Source organism: Micromonospora chersina, from assembly GCF_900091475.1.
Lineage (GTDB): Bacteria > Actinomycetota > Actinomycetes > Mycobacteriales > Micromonosporaceae > Micromonospora > Micromonospora chersina.
The window spans coordinates 6,213,573-6,235,070 of sequence record NZ_FMIB01000002.1 but is presented as its reverse complement, the minus strand read 5'-3'; the positions used below and the strand labels follow the sequence as shown (position 1 = coordinate 6,235,070).

Genomic DNA, 21,498 nt, shown 5'->3' with positions numbered 1-21,498 from the left:
GCCGTACCGATCGAGGGGAACCCTAACGGACGCGCGCGGGCCCGGCACAGTACGCGGCGCGCACCCGACGTTGGTCCACTGTTCATCCCGCGGTGGCCGTTCCCACCGGACGCCGTTCCCCCGGCCCGACTTGCCTCTGCCCTGAGCAACGCTGTGAACAGGAAGGCGACGACGTGACCTCCTCCCCCATCTCCCGACGGGCCGTGCTGCACGGTGGCGCGGCCGCCGGCCTCGGCATCGTGGTGGCCGGCAACCTGGAAGCCATCGCCGGCCCGGCGGCGGCCCGGGCCGCGACCCGCCCGGCGGTCGGCTACGGCGACCTCGTCCCGGACCCGGCCGGCCTGCTGGCCCTGCCGCCCGGCTTCTCCTACACCATCGTCGCCCAGGCCGGAGTGACCCTGCTGGAGTCCGGGCAGGCCACCCCGAGCGACGCGGACGGCACCGGCTGCTTCCTCGGCCCCAACGGGTCGGTGCTGGTGAACAACCACGAGATCGGCGGCAGCGAGCCGTTCCCGGTGCCGCCGCTCGCCGGGCTGACCTACGACCCGGGCGCCCGCGGCGGCACCACCACCATCGAGGTGGACGGGCAGGGCCGGCGGCTGCGCGAGTACGTGAGCGTGGCCGGCACGCACAACAACTGCGCCGGCGGCATCACCCCGTGGGGCACCTGGCTGACCTGCGAGGAGACCGAGCAGAAGGCCGGCGGGAAGTACCTGAAGGACCACGGGTACGTCTTCGAGGTGGACCCGCACGACCGGGCCGCCAACCAGAACCCGGTGGCGCTGAAGTTCCTCGGCCGCTACTCGCACGAGGCGGTGGCCGTGGACCCGTACACCCACGCCATCTACCTGACCGAGGACGCGAGCGGCCCGAACGGCCTCTACTTCAGGTGGACCCCGCCGGCCGGCTTCCGGGCCGGCAAGGGCGCGCTGCGCGCGCTCGCCCAGCGGCCCGACGGCGACACCGCCGGCAGCCTCCAGGCGATGAGCTGCTTCCGGGGCAGCCAGCACGTGGCCGACCTCTCCGAGGCCACCACCCCGGGCACCCGCTACAAGGTGGAGTGGGTGGAGGTGCCCGACCGCGACGCGAAGACGGTCTCGGTGCGCAAGCAGTTCACCGACGCCGAGGTGACCCGCAGCCGCAAGCTGGAGGGCGCCTGGTGGGCCGACGGCGGCGCGTACTTCGTGGCCAGCTACGCCCGGCACGACGACGGCAGCGTCCACGAGCACGACGGCCAGGTCTGGTTCTACGACCCGCGCACCGAGACGGTGACGCTGAAGACCATCTTCGGCGTGAACACCGACCCGGAGGCGGACAACGGCAACTACGACGGCCCCGACAACATCACCGTCTCCCCGTACGGCGGGGTGATCCTGGCCGAGGACGGCGAGGGCGTGTCGCACCTGGTCGGCGTGACCGAGCAGGGCAAGGCGTACCCGCTGGCCCGCAACGAACTCAACGACAGCGAGTTCACCGGCCCGACGTTCAGCGCGGACGGGAAGATCCTGTTCGCCAACATCCAGTCGCCGGGCTACGTCTTCGCGATCACCGGCCCGTGGGGCCGGCCGAGCAACGCGGACGTCGACGCGTCCTGACCCCGACGGTGACGGCCGGCGGCTCCACGGGGGCCGCCGGCCGTCGCGCCGTCAGCGGGGGCGGCAGCCCGGGTCCGGGCCGCCGTCGGCCACCCCGCAGGCGAACACCTCGACCGGCGGGGCGGCCACGTCGGGCACCCGCGCCACGGTGAGCAGGGCCAGCCGCTTGGCGACCGGCTCGCCGGAGTCCGGGGCGTACCGGACCAGGCCGCCGACACCCGGGTAGCCGCCCGCGGCGTTCTGCCGCAGCACCTCGGCGTGCACCCCGACCGGGTTGACCGCGCGCGGGTCCCAGCGCCGGCCGGTGTCGGCGTGCCGCAGCCGGGCCGCGAGGCTCTCCAGCGCGCGCACCATCATCATCGAGGCGTCGTAGGCGAGGCTGACCCGCTCGCCGACCGGCGGGCCGGCCCCGTCGCGGCAGCGCGGCGGGTCGAGCAGGTCGTCCGCGCCGATCCAGGTGAGGAAGCTGCCCCGGGCGTCGTCGCGCCGGGCCTGCGCGGCCCGCAGCGCGGCGCAGGTGGCCAGGGCGGCCTTCGACACGTACGTCACCGGCAGGTTGCCCGGTGCGCTGGCCCGCAGCCCCGGATTGGCCATGTAGCGGTTCACCGAGTCGTCGGCGACCAGGTGGCGGGGCGGGTCGGCGCCGCACTCCTTGAGCGCCCGCAGGAACCCGTCGAACTCCGACCAGCGCCCGGCGAAGAAGAGCATCCCCGGGTAGCCGCACTCCTGGGTCATCCGCCGCCCGCTGCGCCACTCGTCGAGCCGGGTGAGCCGGCTGCCGAACCGCTCCCGCAGCCCGTCGACGAGGGTGGCGACGTAGAGGTCCTCGGCCAGTGAACTGCCCTCGCCGGTGGTCCAGTAGACGTGCGCCTCGCCCACCCGCAGCACCTGCCGGGCGTACGCCTCGACCATCCGCACCTGCTCCCGGTTGGGCGCCGACATGGCCAGGTAGAGGCTGGAGTTGGCGTCCATCCGGTCGGCCGACAGGGTGGGCGCGAGCACCGGCAGGCCGACCCGGTTGAGTTCCCGCAGCGCCGACGCGGTGCTGGTGCGGCTGTCCACGAGCCCGACCACGCCGAGCACCGTCGGGTCGTCGCGGGCCAGCTTCTCCAGGAGCCGGACCGCCTCCCCGGCGTGCCGCATCTGCCGGCCGGCGTTGGCCACCACGATGTGCAGCAGCGCCGCGTCGTCCGCCGCGGCCGACTCCTTGAGCAGCGCGTACTGGGCGGTCGCCATGCCCTCCAGTTCCTCGCGCTCGGAGACGTAGGACTCCTCGTCCGCCCGGGTCCGGTTGCCGGTGAGGCTGCCCAGGTAGACGAGGGTCAGGTAGGGCCGGCGGTGGTCGCTGCGCGACCACACCTCCTCGGCGGCCCGGTTCTGCGCGAAGATCCGCCGCTGCACGGCGCGGAGCCGGTCCTGGCCGGGTTCGCTGTTGAAGACCTGGCCGGCGGTGTCGCTGTAGCCGACGCACTCGCCGCCGACCAGCCGCACGGTCACCCGGTCGGTCGGCCAGGGGCGGCAGTCCGGGGCCCACCGGCCGGTGGCCCACACGCCCACCCCGGCCAGCAGCACGAGGGCCACGGCGGCCGGCAGGAACCGCCGCGACCACCAGGGCGGGTCGGGGGCGACGAGCGCCGGCGGGGCGACGCCCACCGGGGCGCCGAGGTCGTCGCCGTCGATCCGCAGCACCACGAGCCAGGCGCCCGGGCGGCGCAGCCGCCGGATCTCCGGCAGCGCCTCGGCCCACTCCTCGTACGCCTCCTCGGCCTGCACCACCGGGCGGGCCGCGGCGGGCTCCGGCGGCGGGCCGGCGGCGACCGCCACCACCAGCAGCGGGTCGTTGCGGCCGGTCTCGTTGCGCACCTCGTCGAGCAGCCGCACCACCGTGTGCCCGACGTTGTCGCCGGCCACCCCGTCGAGCAGCAGCACCGGGTACGCGGTGCGCCGCCAGTCCCCCGGCCGCCAGAACCGCCGCCGGTACGCCTGCCGCAGGTCCTCCAGGAAGGCGTGCAGCAGCAGCTTCTCCACCTGGGCCGGGTGCTCGCCGTCGCGCCAGCCGGCGGTGAGCCGCTCGGCGAAGCCCAGGAAGGTCACCGACTGCCGGGGCGCCAGGTACTGCTGGCGCATGAACCAGCGGTACTGCCGCCCGAACACCGGCACCCGGCCGGAGACGGCGATCCGGAAGACCACGCTCGGCACGGCGCGGCGCAGCAGCCAGAGCAGGACCTGGAACGCGGTGCCCAGGGCGGAGCCGCCGCCCACCTGGGGGTCGTCGCCGGCCCGCCGGCCCCGCCAGTCGCGCAGCCGGCGGACCAGCGCGGCCCGGCCGCTGTCCGCGGCGTCCACGCCGACGGCCAGGCTCTGGTGCATCAGCCAGTCGGCGAGCGGGTAGTGCCGGAACCGCAGCCGGGCCGCCCCGAACGCCTCCACGGAGAGCTGCCGGTGCAGCTCGCGCAGCACCCCGGCGACGTCGTCGGGCCCGGGGCGGGCGGCGCCGGCCGCCGGGCGGGCGGTCAGGTCCAGCACGGCGTGCGGGACGCGGCGCCGGGTGCCCTGGCCGACGAAGCGGCGCAGCAGGGCGCCCGCCGCGCCGTCGCCGGCCGGCGGGACCAGCCAGAGCAGCGGCAGCCGCCGGTCGCCGCGGCGGGGTCGCCGGAGCAGCCGGGCCAGGAGGTGGAGCAGTTCGAGGCCGCCCGCCGGAAGCTTCTCCCGTGCGGGCCGGGACCGGGTCGCCGGTTCGCGCATCGTCACCTCCGGGTCACGGCGGGTGTCGCACCATTGTCGACACCCGGCGCAACGCGGGGGAACCCGACAGTCCCGCGTGGACCGTCCCGGTCAGCGGGGCACGCGCAGGCCGTCCAGGGCGATGCCCAGCACCCGGTCGCGCTGGCCCGGCTCGAAGAACTGGTACGCCATGATCCCGCTGACCAGCCGCACCACGTCGCCGAAGGTGGCGTCCGGCCGGGCCACCCCGGCCTCCTGGGCGCGGCGCAGCAGCGGCTCGCCGGCGGCGTAGATCTCGGTGCGGCAGCTGCGGAACACCTCGGAGTCGTGCACCAGCTCCTCGGCGAGGGCCCGCTTGGTGCCGACGTAGGCGACGAACCGGTGCAGCCAGGCGACCAGGGCGTCCCACGGCGGGAGGCCGGCCAGGTCGGCGGCGGACGCGCTGAGGGCCCGCACCTCCTCGACGTAGACCGCCTCGAACAGGTCGGCCCGCTTCGGGAAGTTCCGGTAGAGGGTGCCGATGCCCACCCCGGCCCGCCGGGCGATCTCCTCCAGGGAGGCCCCGGCGCCGGACTCGCCGAACACCTCCTGGGCGGCGGCGATCAGCGCGTCGTAGTTCCGCCGGGCGTCGGCCCGCTTCGGGCGGCGGGCGAAGACGTCGCCCAGCTGGTCGGCGCTGGCCATGACGGGCGTCACCCCTCTCCCCTTGCAAGCGGAGGCACCCCTCCGCTACGTTAGTGGAGGCACCCCTCCGGAACTGACCGGAGCCTTGCCTCCGGATAGCTTACTCCGGCCTTCCCCGCCGATCCCACCCACCGCGACCGGCGAACCAGACATCGGACCCGGGAGGTCCCACCATGCCCGCAGACCGCTGAAGCACCCCCTGGGCCGCCACCGTCGCCGATCCGCGCGAGCGGCCCGTCCGGACCACCTCGCCCCACGAACGGGAGTCATTTCCGTGATCGACACCGTCCGGCGCGACCCGCGCCGGTTGACCTTCCTCGTCCTCGCGGCCGGCGCCGGCTTCTTCGCGATGCTCCAGTCGCTGATCACCCCGGTGCTGCCCACCATCCAGCACGACCTGCACACCTCGCAGAACACCGTGACCTGGGTGCTGACCGCGTACCTGCTGTCCGCGTCGATCTTCACGCCGGTCCTCGGCCGGATCGGCGACATGGTCGGCAAGGAGCGGACGCTCGTCGTCTCCCTCGCCGCGCTCGCGCTGGGTTGCCTGCTGGCGGCCGTCGCCCCGAACATCGGCATGCTCATCGTCGCCCGGGTCGTCCAGGGCATCGGCGGCGCCGTGTTCCCGCTCTCGTTCGGCATCATCCGCGACGAGTTCCCCGCGGCCCGGGTCAGTTCGGCCGTCGCGGCCATCTCGGCGATCGTCGCCGCCGGCGGTGGCCTCGGCGTCGTGCTGGCCGGGCCCATCGTCGCCACCCTCGGCTACCGCTGGCTGTTCTGGATCCCGATGGTCGTCGTCGGCCTCACCGCGCTCGCGGCGCACCGGTTCGTGCCGGAGTCGCCGGTGCGTACCCCCGGCCGCGTCAACTGGGCGGCCACCCTGCTCCTCTCCGGCTGGCTCGTGGCGCTGCTGCTGCCCGTCAGCAAGGGCGCGGCCTGGGGCTGGACCTCCGGCCGGGTGACCGGCCTGCTGGTGCTCGCCGGCGTGCTCCTGGCCGGCTGGCTGGTGGCCGAGGCACGCTCGGCGAACCCGCTCATCGACATGCGGATGATGCGCCTGCCCGCGGTCTGGACGACGAACCTGGTCGCCCTGCTGTACGGCGCCTCGATGTTCGCCGTCTACGCCTTCCTGCCGCAGTTCGTGCAGATCCCGACCAGCGCCGGGTACGGCTTCGGCGCGAGTATCACCCAGGCCGGCCTGCTGATGCTGCCCATGCTGGTCGGCATGTTCGTGGCCGGTCTCGTCGCCGGCCGGCTGGCGGCCCGATTCAGCGCCAAGGCGCAACTGGCCACGGGCGCCGTGTTCAACGTGCTCGCCGCCGCCATGCTGACCGTCGCGCACGACACCCGCTGGGAGATCGGCGTGGCCGGGGGCCTCGTCGGGCTCGGCATCGGGCTGGCCTTCGCCTCGATGGCCAACCTCATCGTGGCCAACGTGCCGGCCGGGCAGACCGGCGTGGCGACCGGCATGAACGCCAACATCCGCACCATCGGCGGCGCGATCGGCGCCGCGGTGGCCAGCACCGTGATCACGGCGCACCCGCAGGCGAGCGGGCTGCCCCGCGAGGCCGGGTTCACCATGGGCTTCCTGCTGCTCACCGGCATCTCCCTGGCCGCCGCGCTGGCCGCCCTGGCGGTGCCCTCCGGGCGGCGGGCGGCGCGGGGGCGGCACACCGGGCCGGCGGTGCGCGGCACCGAGCCGGAGCTGACGGGCGAGCTGGTGCCGGCGCGCTGACCGGCGGCGGCAGGCGGCCGGCGGTCCATCGCGGACCGCCGGCCGCCGTCGCGTCGGGTCAGCCGATGGCGGCCGTCAGCGCGGCCAGGTAGCCGTAGCGGTAGCCGTCGGCGTCCGGGTGGTACGCCTCGACGAGCCCGCTCACGTCGTTGATCCACGGGTCGGCGGCGCAGACGCCGTGGCCGGCGAAGTACGGCCGGGCGTCGACGAAGGTGGCCCCGGCCGCCCGGGCCCGGTCGGCGATCACCGTGGCGAGCAGGTCGGCGGCCTGGTTGAGGATGGTCCGCTTGTAGGTGCTCATGGCCAGCAGGCCGCAGTAGTTCGTCTCGAACAGCCGCGGGTAGCCGAGCACCACCAGCCGGGCGTTGGGCGCCCGGTTCCGGATGGCGGCGTAGGTGTTGTCGAGCCGGCCGGGCAGGGTGCTGGTGGCGAAGGCCCGGGAGTCGTTGACGGCGCTCTCGCAGGACGAGGTGCTGCCGAACCGGCAACTGGTGATGACGTCCGCGAAGCCGGCGTCATTGCCGCCGATGGTGACGGTGACCAGTGTGGTGCCGGTGCTCAGCGAGTTCACCTGGCTGTTGATGACGTCGGCGGTGACCGCGCCGCCGCAGGCCGGGAACCGGAAGCTGGTGACCGCGTGCGCGGCGGCCCAGAGCGGGGCGTCCGACTTCTGGCTGCGCAGGCAGGTGGAGAGGTCGTACGGGCCGGCCCCGACACCGGAGGAGTAGGAGTCGCCGAGGGCGACGTAGTTGACGGTTGCCGCCTTGGCGACGCCGGGGGCGAGCACGGCGCCGAGGACGGCCGCGAGCAGCGCGGACAGGGCGGTGCGGACGCGACGGGACATCACAGGACCTCCACGGGACAGGGGTGGTGGAGCCCGTTGACCGCGCGCGTGGCCAGAGGGTGGGTGCTTGTTACTAGTCGGTAATCCTATCGAAACATTGCCATAAATTGAATAGCGCTCGCTCGCCATCGGGGGCAGACGCGTTCACAAACGTCGATTAGTTTGGCGGTGCGTACACCCCGATGGAGGGAGTCCACCCCGTGCGACGCGCTCTCACGGCGGCCATCGCCGCCCTGACCGTCACCACCGCCGGCACCGTCGTGACCGGCGCCCCCGGCCAGGCCGCCCTACCGGGCTGGGGCCGGCCGAAGAAGCCCGCGGCGGCCACCCCGTCCCCGGGCAGCCCCGGGCTCGGCGACAGCTACTTCCCCGACTACGGCAACGGCGGCTACGACGTCGGCCACTACGACATCCGGCTGCGCTACGAGCCGGCCACCGACCGGCTCAGCGGCACCACCACCCTCCTCGCCACCGCCATCCAGGACCTGTCCCGGTTCAACCTCGACTTCGCCCTCGACGTCGAGTCGGTCCGGGTCAACGGCTGGTCGGCCGGCTTCGCCCGCGAGGGCGCGCACGAGCTGGTGGTCACCCCGCCCCGGCCGGTCCTCAAGGGACAGCAGCTCACCGTCGTGGTGAAGTACGCCGGCGTCCCGTCGGAGACCCTGGTCCAGGGCTACACGGGCTGGACGCGCGTCGCCGACGGCGCGCTCGCCGTCAACGAGCCCGAGTCGGCCTGGTGGTGGTATCCCAGCAACGACCACCCGACCGACAAGGCCACCTGGGACATCTCCGTCTCGGTGCCGACCGGCGTCGAGGTGGTCAGCAACGGGGTGCAGCCCCGCGCCCCGCTGCCCGAGGCCGGCAACCGCACCCGGTGGAGCTGGCGCAGCGTCAAGCCCGGCGCCACCTACCAGGCGTTCCTGGCCATCGGGCAGTACGACATCGTCACCGACACCGCGCCGAACGGGCAGCCGGTGGTGAACGCGTACAGCACCACGCTGGGCGAGCGCGCGCCGGCCGCCCGGGCCAGCATCGAGCGCACCGCCGAGGTCGTCGACTGGGAGAGCGGGGTGTTCGGGCCGTACCCGTTCGAGGCGCAGGGCGGCGTGGCCGGCCCGATCGACGGGTTCGGCTTCGCCCTGGAGACGCAGGGCCGCCCGGTCTACGGCCCCGGCTTCTGGCGGCGCGGCTCCAACACGTACGTGGTGGTGCACGAGAACGCCCACCAGTGGTTCGGCGACTCGGTCTCGGTGGCCGACTGGCGCCACATCTGGCTGAACGAGGGCTTCGCCTCGTACGCCGAGTGGCTCTGGTCGGAGGAGCAGGGCGAGGGCACCGCCCAGGAGCTCTTCGACTTCACCTACGCCTCCTACCCGGCCGACTCGGAGTTCTGGCAGGTCCTCCCCGGTGACCCGGGCGCCGGCGACGTCTTCGCCGACGCCGTCTACGACCGGGGCGCCATGGCGCTGCACCAGATCCGGCTGGCCGTCGGCGACGAGGCGTTCTTCCGGATCCTGCCGGCCTGGACCACCGAGCACCGCTACGGCAACGGCACGATCGCCCAGTTCCAGGCGCTCGCCGAGCGGATCTCCGGCCGGGACCTCGACGCGGTCTTCACCACCTGGCTGTTCACCGCCGGGCGCCCGGAGCCGGCCGCCGCCGCACGGGTCGCGGTGGCCCCGGCACCGCCGAAGTCGTGGACCGCGATCCGGGCGGCCCACGAGCTGCTCGACCGCTGACCGGCCCCCGGCCGGGGCCCGCTCCACCACCCTGGGAGCGGGCCCCGGCCGGTCAGGCCGCCACCGGGGTGGCCGGTGCCGGGGCCGTCGCCTCGATCGCCCGGATGTGCCGGTACGCGAACCACAGCGGCGGGAACGCGCCCACCGCGAAGGAGAGGTCGACAAGCGTCCAGAACCAGGGGATGTCCCGCACCGGCCCGCAGATCAGCGCCAGCGGCACGATCCCGGCGCAGGCGATCATGCCGACCTGCACCACCCAGACGTTGCGCACCGGGTCGCGCAGCGGCCCCCAGAACGCCACCGCGAGCACCAGGTGCGCGAAGGCGAGCCAGTCGGTGCCGTAGAGCATGAACGGGTAGCGCTCGCCGGTCTCGACCAGTCCGGTGTGGACGCGCTCGATCCACGCCACCAGCGCCGGGAACTGCCCGGCGAACGGATCGAGCGCCCGGAGCAGCCAGCGCACCTCCGGCTCCAGCGGGAACGCGGTCACCCCGCTGAGGAACAGACCCACCACCACGACCCAGAGCCACCGGCGGATGCGCCGGAGGCGTACCTCGACGTCCATGCCCGCAGCGTAGTGACGATCTTCGCGCCGGCGGGCCCCGCGCGGCCGGGCGGCGGCATGACCTCGCTCACCCGGCCGGTCGCCGCCTGGTCAGCCGGCAGGGTCAGGCGGCGGGGCAGCCGTCGCGGTGCGCGAACGGCGACCGCAGCCCGGTCCACCGGGAGCGGCGACGGCCCCGGTGCGGCGCGCAGCCCGCGCAGTCCTGGGCCGCGCGGGCGGCCCGGCCCGACCGGAGCCGGCCGGCGCCGCGACGCGCGCCCGGCAGCGCCACCGGTGACGCGCCGGCCAACACCGTCGGGCGGGGCAGCGCCACGGCGGTCGCGGCGACCAGACCCGCACCGGCCGGGCGGACGACCCGGGCGGCGGTCGCGGCGGCCCGGCGGACCGGGCGCGCGGCAGGCACCGCCAGGACGCGGGTGAGCCGGTGCGCCAGCCTGCGCTCGCGCAGCCGGTCCAGGGCCACCCCGGCCGCCGCGGTGGCGACGGCGGTGACCGTGCCGGCCAGCACCAGGGTCTGCCGGGGGCCGGCGTGCTCGGCGAGCCACCCGAGCAGCGGCGCGCCCACGGCCGCCGATACCGAGCCGGTGACCGCCAGGGCGGCCAGCACCCGCCCGCGCATGGCGTAGTCGGTGTCGAGCTGGGCCCGGGCGCCGACAGTGGTGTCGATGACCACCGCCGCGGCCGCCACCGGCAGGATCACCGCGGCGAAGCTCAGCGTGCCCGGGGCCAGCCCCGCGACGATCTGCAGTCCGCTGGCCAGCAGGCCGGCCCCGACCAGCACCGCGTAGCTCAGCTCCGCGCGGCGGGCCGCGAACAGGGCGCCGAGCACCGTGCCGACGGCGAAGACCGTGGAGAGGAAGCCGTAGCCGGACGCGCCGCCGTGCAGCGGCCCGTCGCTCATCGCGGCCATGGTCACCTGGTAGTTGCGGCCCAGGCTGCCCAGCACGAAGGAGAGCGCCAGGGCCACCAGCACCACCGGCTGGCCCAGCAGGTAGCGGAAACCGGCCCGGATGCCGCCGTCGGCCGGCGCCGCCTCGGCGGGCGCGGCCGCACCGGCGTGCCGCTCCCCCTCGCGTACGGCGAACAGCGCCACGACGACCGCGACGAAGCTGGCGGCGTTCGCGGCGAAGAGCAGCGCGGGACCGACGGCGGCGACCACGACGGCGCCGAGGCTCATGCCGAGGATCCGCCCGGCGGAGTTGGTCAGCGAGCCGAGCGCGAGGGCGTTGCCGAGGCTGTCCCGGTCGACCAGCGTGGAGGCCCAGCGGCCCATCACCGGACCCTCGATCGCCGACACGGCCCCGGTGGCCAGCGAGATCGCGTAGATGGCCGGGAGGCCGCCGGCGCCCGTGACGGCGACCACGGCCAGCCCGGCGGCGAGCAGCGCGTGGGCGGCCTGGGCGCCGATCAGCAGCGGCTTGGCGGGCACGCGGTCGGCGAGCGCGCCACCCCAGACGCTGAGCACCAGCGTGGGCAGGGCCTGGAGCAGGACGGTGAACCCCATCGAGGTGGCCGATCCGGTCTCGGCCAGCACGAACCAGTTGACGCCGAGGACCTGCATCCAGGTACCGATGACCGACACGAATCCGGCCGCGGCCCAGATGCGGTAGTTGCGGTGGCGCAGCGCGGCGAACGTGGCGCCGAGGGCCATGAGCGTTTCCCCGTCCAGACGGTGACACGACGAAGCCGGACCCCGCGGGTCCGGCCAGCGCACAAGTCTGGCGGCGGTCAAACCTCCCGACGACAGTTGGTGAGAGGGTTCACCGCCACGGTCGGACGGCCGGGCCGTGCCGGGCACGAACCGGACGGCACGACACCCCGGCCCGCCGGGGACCGGGGTGTCGTGGCGCGCGGGTCAGCGGGCGGCGAGCGGCTGCCGGGCCGGGTCGACAGGTGCGGGCAGCGTCCCGACGCCGCCCAGGTACGCGTGGATGGCCGCGGCGGCGGCCCGGCCCTCCGCGATGGCCCAGACGATGAGCGAGGCGCCCCGGTGCATGTCCCCGGCCACGAACACGCCGTCGGCGCCGGCCTGCCAGTCGGGGCGGGCGTCGACCGCGCCCCGGCCGTTGCGGTCCACCCCGAACTGGGCCAGCAGCGGCTGGTCCTCGGTGCCCTCGAAGCCGATGGCGAGCAGCACCAGGTCGGCCGGGATCTCCCGCTCCGAGCCGGGCAGGGCGGTGACGATCCGGCGGCCGTCCACCTTCTCGACGGTCACCTCGGCGATCCGGACCGCCCGGACCTGGCCGGTGCCGTCGTCGACGAACTCCTGCACCGCCACGGCGAAGACCCGCTCGCCGCCCTCCTCGTGCGCCGGGTAGCTGCGCAGCACCCACGGCCAGGTGGGCCACGGGTCGCGGGCGGCGTCCCGGTCGGCCGGCGGCTCCGGGTAGAGGTCGAGCTGGTGCACGCCGGCCGCGCCCTGCCGGTGGGCCACACCGAGGCAGTCGGCGGCCGTGTCGCCACCGCCGATGATCACCACGTGCTTGCCGGCCGCGTCGATCGGCGTCCCGTCGGGAAGCGTGGCCAGGGCCGGCCTGCCCTCGCCCGCCGCGGCGACCACCCGGTTCGCGGCCACCAGGTGCGCCATGGCCTGGTGTACGCCGCGCAGCGCCCGCCCCGGCGTCTCCGGGGTGTCCCGGCCCTGCAGCGCGCCGCAGGCGAGCAGCACCGCGTCGTGCTCGGCGCGCAATTCCTCGGCGGTGACGTCGACGCCGACGTTCACCCCCGTGCGGAAGCGCACCCCCTCGGCGGCGAGCTGCGCCAGCCGCCGGTCGATGTGCCGCTTCTCCAGCTTGAAGTCGGGGATGCCGTAGCGGAGCAGGCCGCCGAGCGCGTCGTCCCGCTCGTACACCGTGACGGCGTGGCCGGCCCGGGCGAGCTGCTGCGCGGCGGCGAGACCGGCGGGGCCGGAGCCGACCACGGCGACGGACTTCCCGGTCGGCGCCGGCACGGGCTGCGGCCGGAGCCCACCCCGGGCCACCGCGGCGTCGGCGATCTCCACCTCGACCTGCTTGATGGTGACCGGCTGCTGGCCGCCCAGCCCGAGCACACAGGCCGCCTCACAGGGCGCCGGGCAGAGCCGGCCGGTGAACTCGGGGAAGTTGTTGGTGGCGTGCAGCGACTCCACCGCCGAGTCCCAGCCGCCGGTGCGGACCAGGTCGTTCCAGTCCGGGATGCGGTTTCCGAGCGGGCAGCCGTCGTGGCAGAACGGGATGCCGCAGTCCATGCAGCGGGTGGCCTGCTCGCGGATCAGCTCCTCGCCGGCCGGCGGGTAGACCTCCCGCCAGTCCATGATCCGCACCGGGACCGGGCGGCGGGCGGGCAGCCGCCGGTCGTAGCGCAGGAAACCGTTCGGGTCAGGCACGAGCCACCTCCTGGGCGACCGCCCGGGGGGCGGGCGGCACCGGCGCGGTGGAGGGCGAAAGCGCGCTCATCACCGCGTCGTCGACGTCACGGCCGGCGGCTTCGGCGGCCCGCATGATCTCCAGCACCCGGCGGTAGTCCCGGGGCACCACCGCGGTGAACTCCTCCACCGCCTCCGGCCAGCGCTTGAGCAGCTCCTCGGCGACCGCCGAGTCGGTCTCGGCGAAGTGCCGCTGGACCAGCTCGTGCAGGCGTTCCCGCTCCTCCTCGCGCAGCGGCGACAGGTCGACCAGCTCGGCGTTGACGAGCCGCCGGTCCAGCCGGTGCACGAACGCCGTGCCGCCGGACATGCCGGCCGCGAAGTTGCGCCCGGTCGGCCCGAGCACCACCACCGTGCCGCCGGTCATGTACTCGCAGCCGTGGTCGCCGACGCCCTCGACGACGGCCACCGCGCCGGAGTTGCGCACCGCGAACCGTTCCCCGACCCGGCCGCGCAGGAAGACCTCGCCGCCGGTGGCGCCGTAGAGGATCGTGTTGCCGGCGATGATCTGGTCCTCGGCGCGCCGGCCCGGGTCGGCGTCGGCGCCGGCGAACGGCGCGGCGGCGTCCGGGCGGACGACCAGCCGCCCGCCGGAGAGGCCCTTGCCGACGTAGTCGTTGGCGTCACCGTGCAGGCGCAGGGTGACCCCGCGCGGCAGGAACGCGCCGAACGACTGGCCGGCGGTGCCGCGCAGCAGGAACTCGACGGTGTCGTCGGGGAGTCCGGCGCCGCCGAACCGGCGGGTCACCTCGCCGCCGAGCATCGCGCCCACGCTGCGGTGCTCGTTGCGGACGGCCACCTCGACCCGGACCGGGGTGCCGTCACGCAGCGCCGGCTCGGCCAGGGCGATGAGCTGGTTGTCCAGCGCCAGCTCCAGGCCGTGGTCCTGGGCCCGGATCCCGCGCCGGGCGGCGCCCTCGGGCAGCTCGGGCAGGTCCAGCACCCGGCTGAGGTCGAGGCCGTGGCCCTTCCAGTGGTCGATCGCGGGGGTGACGTCGAGCAGCTCGGTGTGCCCGATCGCCTCCTCGATGCTGCGGAAGCCCAGCTCGGCCAGGTAGCCGCGGACCTCCTCGGCCAGGAAGAGGAAGAAGTTCTCCACGAACTCGGGCCGGCCGGTGAAGCGCTCGCGCAGCACCGGGTTCTGGGTGGCGATGCCGACCGGGCAGGTGTCCAGGTGGCAGACGCGCATCATCACGCAGCCCTCGACGATCAGCGGGGCGGTGGCGAAGCCGAACTCCTCGGCGCCGAGCAGCGCCGCGACCAGCACGTCCCGGCCGGTCTTGAGCTGGCCGTCGACCTGCACGGTGACCCGGTCGCGGAGCTTGTTGAGCAGCAGCGTCTGCTGCGCCTCGGCCAGGCCCAGCTCCCAGGGGGTGCCGGCGTGCTTGAGCGAGTTGAGCGGGGACGCGCCGGTGCCGCCGTCGTGGCCGGAGATCAGGATGACATCGGCCTTGAGCTTGGCCACGCCCGCGGCCACGGTGCCCACCCCGACCTCGCTGACCAGCTTGACGTGCACCCGGGCGGCCGGGTTGACGCACTTCAGGTCGTGGACGAGCTGGGCCAGGTCCTCGATCGAGTAGATGTCGTGGTGCGGCGGCGGGGAGATCAGGCCGACGCCCGGGGTGGCGTGCCGGGTCCGGGCGATCCACGGCCAGACCTTGTTGCCGGGCAGCTGGCCGCCCTCGCCGGGCTTCGCGCCCTGGGCCATCTTGATCTGGAGGTCGTCGGCGTTGACCAGGTATTCGCTCGTCACGCCGAACCGGCCGCTGGCGATCTGCTTGACCGCCGACCGGCGCTGCGGGTCGTGCAGCCGGTCGACGTCCTCGCCGCCCTCGCCGGTGTTCGACTTGCCGCCGAGGCGGTTCATCGCGATGGCCAGGGTCTCGTGCGCCTCCGCCGAGATCGACCCGTACGACATGGCGCCCGTGGCGAACCGCTTGACGATCTCGGTCGCCGGCTCCACCTCGTCCAGCGGCACCGGCGGGCGCACCCCGGTACGCAGGCTGAACAGCCCGCGCAGCGAGCCGCCCCGCGCGGCCAACTCGTCGACCTTGGCGGTGTACTGCCGGAAGACGTCGTACTGGCGGCTGCGGGTGGCGTGCTGGAGCAGGAAGACCGTCTCCGGGTTGAACAGGTGCAGCTCGCCCTCGCGGCGCCACTGGTACTCGCCGCCGACCTCCAGACGGTCGGTGGCCCGCCCACCCGGGGCCGGCCAGGCCAGGGCGTGCCGGGCGGCCACCTCGGCGTGGATCTCGGCCAGCCCGATGCCGCTGATCGTGCTCGGGGTGCCCCGGAAGTAGCGCTGGACCAGCCGGGTGTCCAGGCCGACCGCCTCGAAGACCTGCGCGCCGCAGTACGACGAGACCGTCGAGATGCCCATCTTCGACATGATCTTCAGGACGCCCTTGCCGAGCGCCTTGACGTAGTTGCGGATCGCCTTGGCCGGCTCCACGCCGACCAGCGCGCCCGTGGAGATCATGTCCTCGACCGACTCGAACGCCAGGTACGGGTTGACCGCCGCGGCGCCGTAGCCGATCAGCACGGCCGCGTGGTGCACCTCGCGGCAGTCGCCGGACTCGACGATGAGCGCCACCTGCGTGCGGGTCTGCTCCCGCACCAGGTGCTGGTGCACGGCGGCGGTGAGCAGCAGCGACGGGATGGGGGCCAGGTCGGCGTTGGAGTCCCGGTCGGAGAGCACCAGGATCCGGACGCCGTCCTCGATCGCCTCGGAGACGTGCCGGCAGATCTCGGTGAGCCGGGCCTTGATGCCGGCGCCGCCGTCCCGCACCCGGTAGAGCCCGGAGACGCGGACCGCCTTGAAGCCGGGCAGGTCGCCGTCCTCGTCGATCGAGAGGATCTTGGCCAGCTCGTCGTTGTCGATCACCGGGTAGGGCAGCACGATCTGCCGGCAGCTCGCCGGGCCCGGGTCGAGCAGGTTGCCCTCCGGCCCGATGGTGGACGCCAGGCTGGTCACCAGCTCCTCGCGGATGGCGTCCAGCGGCGGGTTGGTGACCTGGGCGAAGAGCTGGTGGAAGTAGTCGTAGAGCAGCCGCGGCCGGGTCGACAGCGGGGCGATCGGGGTGTCCGTGCCCATCGAGCCGATCGGCTCCGCGCCGCCCCGGGCCATCGGCGCGAGCAGGATCTTCAGCTCCTCCTCGGTGTAGCCGAAGGTCTGCTGCCGGCGGCGTACCGAGTCGTGGGTGTAGACGATGTGCTCGCGCGGGGGCAGCTCGTCCAGCTCGATGAGGCCGGCGTGCAGCCACTCCCCGTACGGGCGGGCGGCGGCCAGCTCGGTCTTGATCTCGTCGTCGGAGACGATCCGGCCGTTGACCGTGTCGACCAGGAACATCCGGCCGGGCTGGAGCCGGCCCTTGGCGACCACGGTGGCCGGGTCGAGGTCGAGCACGCCCGCCTCGCTGCCCAGCACCACCAGCCCGTCGGCGGTGTGCCACCAGCGACCCGGGCGCAGCCCGTTGCGGTCCAACACGGCGCCGACGATCTCGCCGTCGGTGAAGGCGACCGAGGCGGGGCCGTCCCACGGCTCCATCAGGCTGGCGTGGAACCGGTAGAAGTCGCGCTTGTCGGCGCGCATCTCCGGGTCGTTCTCCCACGCCTCGGGGATCATCATGAGCACCGCGTGCGGCAGGCTCCGCCCGGCCAGGTGCAGCAGTTCGAGGACCTCGTCGAAGTTGGCCGAGTCGGAGGCGGCCGGGGTGCAGACCGGGAAGACCCGCCGGATGTTGCCGGGCAGGTTCGGGCTGCGCAGCAGCGCCTCCCGCGCCTGCATCCAGTTCCGGTTGCCGCGGATCGTGTTGATCTCGCCGTTGTGCGCGATGAACCGGTACGGGTGGGCCAGCGGCCAGGACGGGAACGTGTTGGTGGAGAACCGCGAGTGCACCAGCGCGATGGCGCTGACCACCCGCTCGTCGGTCAGGTCCGGGTAGAACGCCGGGAGCTGGTCCGGGGTGAGCATGCCCTTCCAGACCATGGTCCGGCCGCTCAGCGACGGGAAGTAGGCCGGCACGCCCCGCTCGGCGGTCTCCCGCTCGACCTGCTTGCGCAGGCAGAACGCCACCCGGTCCAGGTCCAACCCGGTCAGCGGGGAGCCGGCCGGCCCGGCGGGCGCGCCGGTGAGGCGGTGCGCGGCCAGGAAGAGCTGCCGGACCCGGGGCATCGCCGCGAGGGCGGTCTCCCCGAGGCCGGACGGGTCGGTGGGTACCTCACGCCAGCCGAGGATGTCGGCCCCCTCGACCAGGGCGTACTTCTCCACCACCTGGCGGGCCCGCGCCTCGGCCGCGTCGTCGTCGGGCAGGAAGACCAGGCCGGTGGCGTACTGGCCGACGGGCGGCAGCGGGAAGTCGACGACGGCACGCAGGAACGCGTCCGGCACCTGGATCATGATGCCCGCGCCGTCACCGGTGTTGTGCTCCGCGCCCCGGGCGCCCCGGTGGTCCAGCCGGCAGAGCGCCCCGAGGCCGTTCGCGACGACCTCGTGGGAGCGGCGCCCGTGCAGGTCGGCCACGAAGGCCACACCGCAGGCGTCGTGCTCGTGCGCGGGGTCGTAGAGCCCCGCCGTCCGCGGGGCCGGCTGGGGGCTGTGAGGGTACGGAAAGGCCACCGGGCCTCCTGTCGTCACTCAGGTTGGAACATGGTGGGGACGACGTCGGCCCTCGGGGGTTTTATTGAGTCTACGTTAGGGCTTCCGGCGCAAGGCCAGTTCAGATTGATCACACTTCCAGAATCTGGGACGTGTAGTCTCGCGCGGTGGATGTCGTACGCACTGACGCGCTCGACCGGTTGGAGCGTTTCTACGACGCGGTGCCCCGGGACGGGGCCCGGGCGGAGGAACACGGTTCCCTCGTGCTGTTCGTCCGGGACGGTGCCGGGTGGCCGTTCTACGCCCGCCCCCGGCTGGACGCCACCGAGGCGCCCTCGCTGGCCGACGTGACAGCCGTCCGGGCCCGGCAGCGGGAACTGGGCCTGCCGGAGGCGTTCGAGTGGGTGCACGAGGTCACCCCCGACCTGCTGGCGGTGGCCCGCTCGGCCGGGCTGAGCGTTCTGGAGGCGCCGCTCATGGTGCTGGAGCCGGAGCGCCTGCCCGACCCGGCGACACTCAGCGACGTACCGGTGCGGGTCCTCGACCCCGCCGACCCCGGCTTCGCCGCCGACGTGGCGCTGCGCCGCGCCGTCGCGGCGGTCGGCTTCTCGCACGGCGGCACGGCACGCGGCGACGCCGGCCCGGCCGAGCGGGACGCCGCGATCTCCCGGCTGGACGTGGCCGCGCTGGACGAGGAGGCGGTCCGCATCGCCGACGGCCGGCGCATCTCGGTGCTCGCCGAGACCCCCGACGAGGGGGCGCTGGCCAGCGGCATGGCCATGCGGGTCGACGACGTGGCGGAGATCGCCGGGGTGGCCACCCTGCCGGCCGCGCGCCGGCGCGGCCTCGGCGCGGCGGTGACCGCCACCCTCGCCCACCGGCTGTGCGCCGCCGGCACCGACCTGATCTTCCTGTCCGCCGGCAGCGAGGAGATCGCCCGCGTCTACCTGCGGGTCGGCTTCCGCCGCGTCGGGACCGCCTGCATCGCCGAACCCACCGCCGTGATCGGCTGACACCCTCGCTCGCCCCGCCCGACAGGCCGCGGCCGGCGGGCGCGGTCAGGGCCGGCGGGCGCGGTCAGGGCCGGCGGGCGCGGTCAGGCCGGTAAGCCCGGTCAGGCCGGCGGTTGCCAGGCGGCGGCCGCGGTCGCCGCCGTGTTGCGCAGTCGCGGGCTGATCGTGCCCAGGGCGGCGTCGCGGGCGCGCAACGCCAGCCGGCCCCGGGTCTGGAGGACTGCCGACATCCGCCGGGTCTGCCGCACCATCGTCGCCGCGCGCGGCCGCCGCAGCCGGTCGTAGGCGGTCACCGCGTCGGGGAGGCGGGACTCCCGCAGCAGCGCCGACAGGGTGGCCGCGTCCTCGAAGGCGAGGCAGGCGCCCTGCCCGAGGTGCGGCGGCATGGCGTGCGCGGCGTCGCCGAGCAGCACCACCCCGCCCGGACCGGCCGGGAAGCCGTACGACCGGGGCAGCGGGCGCAGCTCGCGGATCTCCTGCTGCACCACGTCGGCCGGGTCGGTGGCGTCGAGCAGCGTGGCGATCGGCGCGGGCCAGCCCGCGTACCAGCGCTTGAGCAGGGCGAGCTGGGTCTCCGGCGGCTCGGGCCGGGGCGCCCCGGCCGCGGTGGCCACCCAGTAGATGCCGCCGCGTCGGGAGGCGCCCGCCGTGCCCCGGTCGCCGAGCGAGGCGGCCACGAAGCGGTAGCCCGCGCCCAGCGTCTCGCCGTGCACCGGCTGGTCGTCGGGGAGCTGCGGGGCCCGGTACCAGGGGATGACGGCCCGCCAGGCGGCGCAGCCGGAGCTCACCACCGCGGTCTCCGGGGCGAGCTGCCGGCGGATCTCGCTGTCCGTGCCGTCGGCCGCGACCACCAGATCCGCCTCGACGGTGTGCCGGCCGTCGCCGACCGCGGGACGCTCGCCGGGCGCCGCCCGCACGGTCCGCACGGTGACGCCGGTGCGCAGCTCCACCTGGTCACCGAGCCCGGCGATCAGCGCGTCGTGCAGGTCCTCCCGGTGCACCACCACCGGCATCCGCTCCGCCGGGGTGGGCCGGGGCTGCACCAGCCAGTGCCCGTCGGGGCGGCGGACACCGCCGTCGGGCAGCGGGGTGGCGATCGCGTCCAGCCCGGCGCCGAGGCCGAGGGCGCGCAGCGCGCGTACCCCGTTGGGCCAGAGCACCACGGCGGTCGTCTCGGGACGGACCCGGTCGGCCCGTTCGAGGAGGGTGACCCGCCAGCCCGACCGGGCCAGCGCGCCGGCCGTCGCCAGCCCGCCGAGGCCGGCGCCGACCACCACCGCGCTCCGCATGACTCCCCCGCTCAGCTGTCCCGGTCGGCGGGGCGGGCGCCACCGGCGCCGGCCCGGTCCTCGTCCGCCCGGTCCGGGTCGGGTCGCGCCTCGTCCGCCGGCTCGCGCTCCGCGGCGTCCGCCCCGGCGGCGGCCTCCTCGGCCCCGGCCTGGTCGGCCTCGTCCCGGTCAGCCTCGTCCCGGTCGGCCTCGTCGGCCGCCGCCGGCTCCTCGGCGGGGACCGCGCCGGTCTCCCGGTACGCGCGGAACTGCTCCTCGGTCACCACCCGGTAGCCCTCCGGCGCCACCGGCCGCGCGCCGGCCTCCCGCGCGGAGAGGTCGACCTGCGACACGTCGCCGCCGGCGGGCGGGACCGGCGGGCCCGGCTCGCCCACCGGGATCAGGTACTCGCGCGGCCCGCGCACCCGCAGGAAGTAGACGAGCGCGCCGAGGAAGACCAGCGCGGCGGTCCACACGTTGAGCCGCACGCCGAGGATGTGGTTGGCCTCGTCGGTGCGCATAAGCTCGATCCAGAACCGGCCCGCCGTGTAGCCCATGACGTAGAGCGCGAAGGCCCGCCCGCGGCCCAGCCGCAGCTTCCGGTCGAGGACCAGGACCAACGCGGCGACGCCGACGTTCCAGAGCGCCTCGTAGAGGAACGTCGGGTGGTAGAGCCCCGGTTCGAGGACGGGCTTGCCGGCGTCGTCGCGCAGCGCGTGCCCCGGGTTGTCCGGGTCCATGACGTGGACCTGCAGACCCCAGGGCAGGCTGGTGCGCCCGCCGAACAGCTCGTTGTTGAACCAGTTGCCGAACCGGCCGACCGCCTGGGCCAGTGGCAGCCCCGGCGCCAGCGCGTCGGCCACCACGGCGAACGGGATGCCGAGCTGCCGGGCGGCGAACCAGGCGCCGACCGCGCCACCGGCCACCGCGCCCCAGATGCCGAGGCCGCCCTCCCAGATGGCGAACGCCTTGAGCGGCTGGCCGTCGGCGCCGAAGTATTTCTCCGGCGACGTGATCACGTGGTAGATCCGGGCGCCGATGATGCCCGCGGGCACCGCCCAGACGGCGATGTCGAGCACGGCGCCCGGAGCGACGCCGCGGCGACGCAGCCGGTACTCGGTGACCACGCAGGCCACCACGATGCCGACGATGATGCAGAGCGCGTACGCCCGGATCGGAACCGGTCCGAGCTGCCAGACGGCGGTGCTGGGGCTGGGCAGGGCCGCCAGTGGGGTCATCGGGGCGAGGGTCACGGGTGCACACGGTACCGGGACGGACGGTGCTCGCGGCACCCCGGTCCGGCCGGGTTCGCGGGTCGGCTGACTTCTGGT

13 protein-coding genes are annotated in these 21,498 nt (G+C 74.9%); 4 read left to right on the top strand and 9 right to left on the bottom strand.

Annotated features, from left to right (window positions below; translation table 11 throughout):
- The first annotated feature begins 173 nt into the window (after positions 1–173).
- On the top strand, positions 174–1,595 hold the full coding sequence (locus GA0070603_RS29060) for an alkaline phosphatase PhoX (RefSeq protein ID WP_091320540.1): 1,422 nt from the start codon (positions 174–176) through the stop codon (positions 1,593–1,595).
- Positions 1,596–1,646: 51 nt separating this feature from the next.
- Here GA0070603_RS29060 and GA0070603_RS29055 read toward each other — a convergent pair whose 3' ends face one another.
- Both GA0070603_RS29055 and GA0070603_RS29050 read right to left on the bottom strand, forming a co-directional pair.
- Positions 1,647–4,340, bottom strand: a complete 2,694-nt coding sequence (locus GA0070603_RS29055) for a hypothetical protein (RefSeq protein WP_091320536.1) — start codon at positions 4,338–4,340, stop codon at positions 1,647–1,649.
- Positions 4,341–4,430: 90 nt separating this feature from the next.
- Positions 4,431–5,015, bottom strand: a complete 585-nt coding sequence (locus tag GA0070603_RS29050) for a TetR/AcrR family transcriptional regulator (RefSeq protein ID WP_091320533.1) — start codon at positions 5,013–5,015, stop codon at positions 4,431–4,433.
- Positions 5,016–5,277: 262 nt separating this feature from the next.
- Between GA0070603_RS29050 and GA0070603_RS29045 the strand changes: the two genes are divergently transcribed.
- Positions 5,278–6,738, top strand: coding sequence for an MFS transporter (locus GA0070603_RS29045; protein ID WP_244282640.1), 1,461 nt, complete (start codon positions 5,278–5,280; stop codon positions 6,736–6,738).
- A 58-nt stretch (positions 6,739–6,796) separates the two neighbouring features.
- Here GA0070603_RS29045 and GA0070603_RS29040 read toward each other — a convergent pair whose 3' ends face one another.
- Positions 6,797–7,582 carry an SGNH/GDSL hydrolase family protein gene (locus GA0070603_RS29040; protein WP_091320529.1) on the bottom strand — a complete coding sequence of 262 codons (786 nt, stop codon included), beginning with the start codon at positions 7,580–7,582 and terminating at the stop codon, positions 6,797–6,799.
- Between the two features lie 200 nt (positions 7,583–7,782).
- On the opposite strand from GA0070603_RS29040, the gene GA0070603_RS29035 reads away from it, so the two are divergent.
- On the top strand, positions 7,783–9,321 hold the full coding sequence (locus tag GA0070603_RS29035; RefSeq protein WP_091320526.1) for a M1 family metallopeptidase: 1,539 nt from the start codon (positions 7,783–7,785) through the stop codon (positions 9,319–9,321).
- Positions 9,322–9,373: 52 nt separating this feature from the next.
- On the opposite strand, the gene GA0070603_RS29030 is transcribed toward GA0070603_RS29035, so the two are convergent.
- The 4 genes from GA0070603_RS29030 to gltB form a co-directional block, all read right to left on the bottom strand.
- The gene (locus tag GA0070603_RS29030) at positions 9,374–9,886 is read right to left on the bottom strand and encodes a hypothetical protein (RefSeq protein WP_091320523.1); all 513 of its coding nucleotides are present in this window, start codon (positions 9,884–9,886) and stop codon (positions 9,374–9,376) included.
- 103 nt (positions 9,887–9,989) lie between these two features.
- Positions 9,990–11,537, bottom strand: coding sequence for an MFS transporter (locus GA0070603_RS29025; RefSeq protein WP_244282639.1), 1,548 nt, complete (start codon positions 11,535–11,537; stop codon positions 9,990–9,992).
- A gap of 204 nt (positions 11,538–11,741) precedes the next feature.
- Positions 11,742–13,250, bottom strand: a complete 1,509-nt coding sequence (locus GA0070603_RS29020; RefSeq protein WP_091320520.1) for a glutamate synthase subunit beta — start codon at positions 13,248–13,250, stop codon at positions 11,742–11,744.
- Positions 13,243–17,907, bottom strand: coding sequence for a glutamate synthase large subunit (gene gltB, locus GA0070603_RS29015; RefSeq protein ID WP_091320516.1), 4,665 nt, complete (start codon positions 17,905–17,907; stop codon positions 13,243–13,245). Before gltB ends, GA0070603_RS29020 begins: the two co-directional genes overlap by 8 nt.
- Positions 17,908–18,053: 146 nt before the next feature.
- On the opposite strand from gltB, the gene GA0070603_RS29010 reads away from it, so the two are divergent.
- Positions 18,054–18,899 carry a GNAT family N-acetyltransferase gene (locus GA0070603_RS29010; protein ID WP_091320515.1) on the top strand — a complete coding sequence of 282 codons (846 nt, stop codon included), beginning with the start codon at positions 18,054–18,056 and terminating at the stop codon, positions 18,897–18,899.
- A 101-nt stretch (positions 18,900–19,000) separates the two neighbouring features.
- On the opposite strand, the gene GA0070603_RS29005 is transcribed toward GA0070603_RS29010, so the two are convergent.
- Together GA0070603_RS29005 and lgt are read right to left on the bottom strand one after the other, a co-directional pair.
- Positions 19,001–20,188, bottom strand: coding sequence for an FAD-dependent oxidoreductase (locus GA0070603_RS29005; protein WP_091320512.1), 1,188 nt, complete (start codon positions 20,186–20,188; stop codon positions 19,001–19,003).
- Between the two features lie 11 nt (positions 20,189–20,199).
- Positions 20,200–21,420 (bottom strand): prolipoprotein diacylglyceryl transferase, encoded by a 1,221-nt coding sequence (gene lgt, locus GA0070603_RS29000; RefSeq protein ID WP_091320508.1) that lies wholly within the window; start codon positions 21,418–21,420, stop codon positions 20,200–20,202.
- Positions 21,421–21,498: the final 78 nt, after the last annotated feature.